Origin of the sequence: Chitinophaga polysaccharea (genome assembly GCF_007829335.1) — a bacterium.
Lineage (GTDB): Bacteria > Bacteroidota > Bacteroidia > Chitinophagales > Chitinophagaceae > Chitinophaga > Chitinophaga polysaccharea_B.
Genome location: NZ_VIWO01000015.1, coordinates 88,255 through 96,870 on the forward strand (window position 1 = coordinate 88,255; position 8,616 = coordinate 96,870).

At 45.4% G+C, this 8,616-nt stretch carries 4 protein-coding genes; 1 reads left to right on the forward strand and 3 read right to left on the reverse strand.

All coding sequences use genetic code 11. From position 1 onward, the window contains the following. Positions 1-89: 89 nt before the first annotated feature. From FHW36_RS29495 to FHW36_RS29505, 3 genes are all read right to left on the reverse strand, one after another. Complete coding sequence (locus FHW36_RS29495; RefSeq protein WP_246121257.1) at positions 90-4,139, reverse strand: hybrid sensor histidine kinase/response regulator transcription factor; 4,050 nt, start codon at positions 4,137-4,139, stop codon at positions 90-92. A 64-nt stretch (positions 4,140-4,203) separates the two neighbouring features. Continuing rightward, the gene (locus FHW36_RS29500; protein WP_222429214.1) at positions 4,204-4,704 is read right to left on the reverse strand and encodes a DinB family protein; all 501 of its coding nucleotides are present in this window, start codon (positions 4,702-4,704) and stop codon (positions 4,204-4,206) included. A 48-nt stretch (positions 4,705-4,752) separates the two neighbouring features. After that, complete coding sequence (locus FHW36_RS29505) at positions 4,753-6,258, reverse strand: SecDF P1 head subdomain-containing protein (protein ID WP_145674977.1); 1,506 nt, start codon at positions 6,256-6,258, stop codon at positions 4,753-4,755. Between the two features lie 389 nt (positions 6,259-6,647). Between FHW36_RS29505 and FHW36_RS29510 the strand changes: the two genes are divergently transcribed. Next, a complete protein-coding gene (locus tag FHW36_RS29510; protein ID WP_145674978.1) occupies positions 6,648-8,501 on the forward strand; it encodes an outer membrane protein assembly factor BamB family protein in 1,854 nt (617 codons plus the stop codon). Positions 8,502-8,616: the final 115 nt, after the last annotated feature.

Consider the following 8,616-nt stretch of genomic DNA (forward strand, 5'->3'; position numbering starts at 1 on the left):
GGTAAACTAAGTGCTTGATTACCATAAATAACGGCTGAAAAAACCTTTCTATTGATCAAGTCTCTTTTGGAAGGAGACCAACCGGGTTTTTAACTCCTCCATTCGCTCAAATTATAGTTGGCATCAAAGGAGCCTTTGTATTTCTTGATGTATTCTGAAGGCGCTATACCGAACACTTTCACAAACTGTCGCCGGAAATACCGGACGTCAGATATGCCCACCTGGAAAGCAGCTTCACTGACATTTATATTGGTGCTCAGGAGCAGTACCGCCGCTTTTCTCAGCCGGATGAGCCGGATAAAGGCACTGATAGATTGACCGGAAGTAGCTTTTACTTTTTTATAAAGACTGGAATGGCTCATATTCATTTCTTTTACCAGGATCTTAATAGAAAACTCCTCGTTATCAATATTCTTTTCTACTACCGTAATACATTTCTCCAAAAACTCCTTGTATATAGCTGGTATTTTGGTGTAATTTCTCTTTAATGTAATCCGGTCGAAAAAATATTGTTGTAACACGTTCCGGTTCCTGAGGATATTATTGACCCGGGCAATCAACAAGTCCTTTTCAAATGGTTTGGTGATATAATCATCGGCCCCGCATTCAAGTCCTGTTAATTTTACCTCAGAAGACAATGAAGCTGTCAATAATATAACCGGGGTATGCACCAGTGATGGCTCTTCTTTAATCTTACGGCAAAGTTCTACCCCTGTCATCCCGCCCATGACCACGTCGCTGATAACGAGATCCGGGAGCTGCTGCAATGCCAGCTGCCAGGCAGTTTCTCCGTTAGCCGCTTCATGTACAATAAATTGCTCTTTAAATATCTGGGAAAGGTATCCACGGATCTCCGCATTGTCATCGACAACCAGGATTGCTTTTTTGTCAGTAATTATTTCCTCCAGGTCCGCTTTGGAGGGGACAGGAGCAGCGGGTGTGGTATCTTCCACTAACTCGTGCAGGAATTGTGGTGTTTCTATGATTTGTTCCTGGATATATTGCCCGGCGAAATGAGCGGTGCCTTTTTGCAGCACCAGGGTAAATTGCGTACCGTTATTGATTTCGCTTTGATAAGAAATCTTTCCTTTATGCGCTTCCACAAACTGCTTCACCAGGTATAAGCCAATCCCGAAGCCGGATTGTGAGGAAGTATATTTGTTTTTTTCCTGGTAGAATCGTTCAAACAGCCTATGTCCTACATGACTTTCAATGCCACAGCCGGTGTCGCATACCTTCAGCGTCAGGCAGCGGTCATCTTCTTCGATATGGATGGATACCGTTCCTCCTTCGGGTGTAAACTTCAAGGCATTAGAGAATAGGTTAAACAGCAGGATCTCCATTTTTTCGCGATCAACAAATAATTCAATATCCGGATTATTGCAGTGGAAGTCGTAGGTAATGGCTTTCATCTTAGCCTGTTGGCTGAAGCAGATATATACTTCTCGGCAAAGGGCGGAAAAATTCAGGCGGACTATTTTCAGCTTATCCGCTTCTGTATCTGCTTTCCGGAACAGCAATAACTGGTCCACAAGGCTGAGAAGCCTGCGGGCATTGCGGTAAACGATGCTGAGGTCGCCGGTACCGGATGCCTTTTCCGGATGATATAATAATTCTTTCAGCGGATTGATGATCAGCGTTAAAGGAGCGCGGAATTCATGGGAAACGTTGGTGAAAAAGCTGAGCTTTTTTTCGTTCAGTTCTTTTTCCCGTTCTGTTTCTTTTTTAGCCCAGGCCACTTCAAATGCCATCCGGTTTTTTTGCGCCTGGTATCTTAGCCAGGTGTAGATCAGCGCTCCGCCGGCGATAGCATACATCAGGTATGCCCACCAGCTTCTGTACCAGGGGGGCAGTACCAGGATGGTCAATTGCTGCTCTTTGCCGGTCCAGGCGCCATCGGTATCAGTGGCTTTCACTTTAAAAATATATTTGCCTTCGTGCAGACTGGTGTAATTGACAGACCTGCTTCTCCGGGTATAAATCCATTCATCGTCTCTGCCTTCCAAACGATAGGCGTAGCTGATCTTATCCGGGGAGGTATATTCGAGTGCCACAAAGTCCAGCGACAGGGTAGCTTTATTGAATGGCAATTTTATTTCCTGCACCTGGTCCTGGGAATGCCGGCTGATGTAAGCGTCGTCGGCTTCTATGGGAACATTATTGATCTTTATCCCGGAAATAAAAACAGGGGGAGCGGTTTCATTGGCATTAATCTGTTCGGGCCTGAAGATATTGAATCCCCTTATTCCACCGAATACCATTTCTCCTGATTGCAGTACCAGTGCTGCATTATAGATGAATTGATTGCTTTGAAGATTATCGGACTCTGAGTAATTGGTAAATTTTAAAGAAACAGGATCGAATTTGGATATACCGTTGTAGGTGCTGAGCCATAGGTTGCCCCTGGCGTCTTCCAATATATTCAGGACGGCATTGCTACACAGCCCATCTTTTTCTGTAAACCGCTTAAAGGTTCCGCCATACCTATCGAATAGCAATAGCCCGCTGTCTTCCGTGCCTATCCAAAAGCGCCTGTTCTTGTCTTCATGGATGGCTCTTACCCGGCTGCCAATAGTATACCGGGCATGTTTTTTTTGGATGGGATCAATTTTAATCAGCGTATTATATTCTCCCGCCCAGAGTCCACCCTCGCGGTCTTCCTGGATGGTCATCAGGTCGATCAGTTTATCGTCGAATAATTCGAAGGCATTTTTTTGCCGGTTGAAGCGATAAAGGCTGCCAGGATCAAATGTAGCGGCCCATAGCTGCTGCTGTTTGTCCATATACAGTCTCCATACATTTCGTTCTTCTTTGCCGGTAACGGTATTAGTACAGCTGAATTTTTCGAATGTGCCGGACTGCTGATCAAACCGGTTGATCCCGTTATTCCAGAACGACATCCACACTTTTCCATCGGTATCATTGAGCACGCTTGTTACCAGGTTGCCCGAGGGGGTATGTGGATTTCCTTTTTCATGCTGATAGTTAATGAATTTATTTTGCTCCCTGATCCAATAACTCAGTCCGCCGCCATCGGTGGCAATCCAGAGATTATGACTGGCATCTTCGCTAAAGTTGGAAGGAAAGTTATGGACAAGACTATTTTTATTCAGTGGATCATGGCGGATAATTTTAAAGCGGGCTTTTACCGGGTCTATCATATTGATGCCGCCTCGCAGTGTTCCGATCCAGATACGGTTTTCTTTATCCTGGAAAATGTCATAGACCGCGGGGCTTGATAACGTCGGTTGTCCGCCAGCTTCCTGGAAAGGCGTTATTTTTCCGCCTGTTGCGGGTGAAATAAATATGCCACCTCCATCGGTAGCGATCCAGAGGTCATTGTTTTTTAAAAGTGTCAGATGAACAACATTGTCGGCGGTAGGGAGTATTGTTGATAGCGCATTGGTGTTTTTCTTTAGCTCAAAAACACCGCTGTTAGCGCCTACAAAAATATTACCGTTGCTATCTGCCTTCAGGCAATTCCCTGTCCGGACAGTATTATTGACCAGCTGAATGGTGTTGGTATGATAGTTATACTGACATAATCCTTCATTGCGGATAAACAACCACGCCCGTTGTTCGTTGTCGAATTCGATTGCCGTCACGTCGTATTGGAAGAGGTGCCTGTAAGGTACCTGTGAGGCGGCTTTGCTACCCTTCCGATATACCAGTAATCCGGTGTTATTGGTGGCCACAAATATATTCCCCTGCTTATCAGATTTGACAGCATTTACCCTTTCCAATATGTTGGCGGGTTGTTGGGCGTTGACAGGTATATAACTGGCGGTAGAGAACCTGGAGGTGAAAGCATTATAAATGCTCAATCCACCGATCGTTCCTACCCATAAGTTATATTGCGCATCTTCTTCGATGGAAGTGATACGGTTAAAAACCAGGGAATTTTGATTGCCAGGTTGTTTCCTGAAAGTCGTAAATTCATAACCATCATACCTGTTCAGTCCATCATAGGTGCCAAACCACATAAACCCTTTGTGGTCCTGGAAAATACAGGTAACGGAATTATTGGAAAGCCCTTGTTCGATGCCAAGGCTGGATACTCCCGGAAAATCATCTGCTCGCGTGGAACTATTAAAAATAGCCAGACTAACAATCATCCACAAAAAATTTCTGATAGCCATCTGCAATAGTTGAAAAACTATTGGTAATGTACGGAATAAATTTTTGTAGAACGCCTCGTTTTCTTTACCTGGCAGCTCTTACCCAATGGGGCGCATCGCCGGTATCCTTTCTTAATAGCATATTTAGCTGTGCTGCATGATGTTGTACATGACGCATATTGTATAAGAATAGTTCAAAGACCGGCATCACTTTATTACCATCCACTTCTACCCATGGTTGATTGAAATCGATTTCAGTCATGTGAAGGATGAGGTCATGGCATTTTTTTCTGCTTGCCTGTAGCCAGGCCAGTATCTCCTCTTTACTGTAAATTTTGTCCGGAACAATATCGTCGATGCCGTCGGCCGGGATCTCATCGCTGAGCGTGAATGGAAGCGGAGCGGAGAGCGGTGCTGCGGGAATGGTGAGGTAATAATCCAGGAAAACAGCTACATGGTAGGAGATATAGAAAAACTTTTTCTCCTGGTACCAAAGATTTTCAGGATACGCGGAAATGGCGTTGACCAGCATATCAATGCTACCGCCAAATTGTTTCCATAAACTTTCTCTGTGAGATGGTAACATGAGGTTGCTTTTTTAGATGTAATATACGACCGGAGTTTTATAAGCCCGTTACTTTTGTTGTAACTGTTTCGCAATGTTGGTCAATTCCTTCAGCGTAAAACCTCCTGCTATCTGTATTCCCCCGCCAGTAACAGGTTCCCGGACAACAGGCATGGTAATGACTTTTTTCCCTATTACCACTGCGATGTGTTTGCCGGTATTTGTTGTGGTGATAGTCTTTAATTTACTTTTCCCGGTGTCGCTGAATTTGATATCTACAACCGATTGACCATCATCATCTGTTCTGGCGCTTGCGGATGTTATATCTTTTTTAGTAAGAAATGGTAGATTAGCCAGTATTGTTTTGCTATAATCCTGGTAGTTGGCTTTCTGCACAACATAAAATCCATCTTCGCGATTAACGGGAAACGGTTTAAAGTTAGCATAATTGGGGGTATTGTTATTGTTTGACGATGCATGTGGGGCATCCACCTTACGCGGATTATCTGTTGCTATCATGGGCGCCGGCGCAGTGGTAACAATCGGTGCTACATCTGCCGCTACATCATCGTATTTGACATAGCCATTATAGTGATAAGATTTTTCTGATCCGCAAGCCGTATAGAATATGCTTCCAGTGGCTGCTTTGCCGGCATCGAATTCGTTATCGCGCTTTGTTACAGGCTGGATCTTTACGTACTTGCGCAGGTAGCGATCATCGTTATATTGATTACTCCGGAAGTATTGTTCATTATCTGCTGCTTGCTTGCTGATATATTGGTTAGAAGCGGGATCGAAAGTATAATTCGCCAAATCTACTTCGGGGAAAGCGTGATAATGCCTGTTGGCATAACCGGTGTCTGCATTTCCCTGTTTTGACGCTTCGTATTCCTGCTTCATAGTGAGAACGCGTTGCCATTCATCGTTGTCGGCCGGTTCGTTTTTTTGATACCCTTCTTTTCCGCCGTAATTTGATAATTGTAATGTCTCGCCGTCTTCGTTTTTTCTCACCATGCCACTAAAATTTTCATATTGCCGTTTGGGTTCGTTGTGAACAAGAATAAAATCGTTGAAATCTTTGTTTACCTGATAGGTCCATGAAATGCCCGCATCTTCCCTGTTCCAGCGGGCTTCCGGAAGGATGGCCGCCAATGTGAAGGCGCGTGGACCCCTGGCTGCTTCATATACATAAGGCGGGTCAAAGCAATTGGCATTTTCATTAAACACCGGGTGGGCTATATCGTTATCAAATTGCAAAAAGGTTTTGCCTTGCTGGAAGCCTACAAAATTTATCCGTACACTATCGCCGTAGTTGGGGTGCCGATGGGCATATACCTCGAAGATATCTGGTTTGTCGGGTGTGAAAAGAAGGTAATCTTTTTCAAACCGGTAAGTGCCAAATACCATCGTTGCATATCCATACATCAGGAACTGGCCGTCTTCAAAAAGGCAGATGCCTGAATTACCACCGTACTTTCCGGTATACCGTTTATAGCGTGTATCCTTGCTGTTGTTTTGAGCGCATACAGTCATAGATAAGATGAGTATCGTGTATAATAAGATGGATCTTTTCATGTCATCTGGAGTGTTATAATCTGCCTAAAATAAGCAAAATAGGAAGGAGACGCGTTGCTAATCGTATTCGTCGGGATTGGGACAAGATTTGCGGGATTTCAGGGCAAATTTGCCGGAGGAGATAAATATTTCGGGAAAGAAAGCAATGAATACAACTTATCTTTTTTTTGTATTTTACTGCACGTGCAGGTCCGGTTTGAATGGTTCACAAGAAGCCGGCGCAGGATCTGGTGAACCATGATCTGTTGCAGGTAGTGCAACAGATCATAGAAGCTATATCACCGGTAAGAAAGAAAGTGTTTCATATGAGCCGTTACATGGGCTTTTCCCGGGAAAAAAATTGTTAACCATTAGGAGTTTTTCTCCGCACATTCAATAAAAACAACGGCATGAAATTTTATTCGAGGTTATTGGCTGGCAGTATGCTATTGGCTATGCTGGCGCCTGTGGCGGAAGCGCAGACAGCTTTTAAGTTTGCCGAAGTATCTGATACACACGTGGGCAGTGACCACGCACTGGAAGATTTGCAACGCACCGTGGCCGATATTAACAGTCAGCCGGATCTGGCCTTCGTGATCATTTCGGGCGATATTACGGAATTTGGTGCCGACGCAGAGCTGCAACAGGCTAAAGCGGTGCTGGACGGGCTGCAGAAGCCCTGGTATATTATCCCCGGTAATCATGATACCAAGTGGTCGGAGAGCGGGGGTAACACTTTTCGTAAGGTGTTTGGCAGCGAAACATTTTCGTTTAGCTATGGTGGTTATCGTTTCCTGGGTACTAACTGCGGGCCCAATATGCGGATGGGGCCTGGACAGGTGCCGCGGGAGAATATTGTGTGGCTGGATAAGACGTTAAAAGGCATAAACAAACGCACACCGCTCATTTATATCAATCACTATCCGCAAAATGCAGATCTGAATAACTGGTATGAAGCGATCGACCGGCTGAAGCAGCACAATATACAGCTGATTTTATGTGGTCATGGTCATGCTAACCGGGTATTTGATTTTGAGGAGATACCTGGTGTGATGTGCCGTTCCAATTTGCGGGCGAAAGACAGTATCGGCGGATACAATATCGTTACTATTGGCAATGGGAAAGCGCAGTTTGAGGAGCGCACTCCTGTGGTACAAAAGAACCGGGCATGGGTTAATATCCCGATGGCCGGGCATTCTGCGGCCGTTACCCGTACTTTCCCGCGCCCCTCTTTTGCGATGAATGACTCGTTTCCGGCAGTGAAAGCGGCGTGGGTATACCAGGACAATAGTGATATCGGGTCTGGTATGGCCTTGTATAAAGACCGGGTGATTTCCACCAATACTGCCGGTGAAGTATATGCGCTGCGGTTGACAGACGGAAAAAAGCAATGGACTTTTGTTACGAAGGGAAAGATATATGCTACACCTGCGGTTTCGGGAGATAAGGTGGTAGTGGGTTCTTCCGATAGTTTTATTTATTGCCTTGATGCCGCTACCGGCAAGCCCGTATGGCGTTTTGAAACCGGTAAACCCGTGGTGGCCAGCACGCAAATCGTTAACGGCGTGGCATATACCGGTGCATCTGACGGGCATTTCCGGGCGCTTGATCTCTCTACGGGAAAATTATTGTGGGAGTTTACCGGTGTAAATGGATTTGTAGAGGATAAACCACTTTTTTACGGGGGGAATATTTATTTCGGCAGCTGGGGTAATGATTTCTATGCCCTGGATGCCCATACCGGCGCTTTGAAATGGAAATGGAATAATGGGGCTGCGAACAGGATGTTTTCTCCGGCAGCCTGCTGGCCGGTGGGAGCAGATAATAAGATATTTATTGTGGCGCCAGACCGTTATATGACTGCTTTTAATGCGGCTACTGGTGCGGTAATCTGGCGGAAATCGCTGCCAGATGTCAGGATGCGGGAGTCTTTGGGACTTTCGGCCGACAGCAACGAGGTATTCATAAAAACCATGGATGGGCAATTGTATGCCGTGGCAGCAAAAGCAGACACCATGCAGCTATTGTGGCGGTCGCCGGTGGAAATGGGCTACGAGCTGGATCCGGCGGCGCCAGTGGCGCACGGGGAGGTGATTTATATACCTACTCACGCCGGGGTAGTGTATGCGATTAACCGTGGCAATCATTCCCTGTTATGGAAGTATAAATTATCCAACTGCCTGGTCAACCAGGTGCTGGCAGCAGGAGACAGGCAAATGCTGTTCAGCACCATGGATGGTAAGCTGGCTTTGTTGCGGTATTGACAAATTTACAGGTGTAGGAGGAGGCTGTATCATAAATAAATGGTACAGCCCTTTTTTTATTTTTGGTATTTATCGGGCGTTTATCCACGTTTCAGGTGGAGAAATATATTGATTT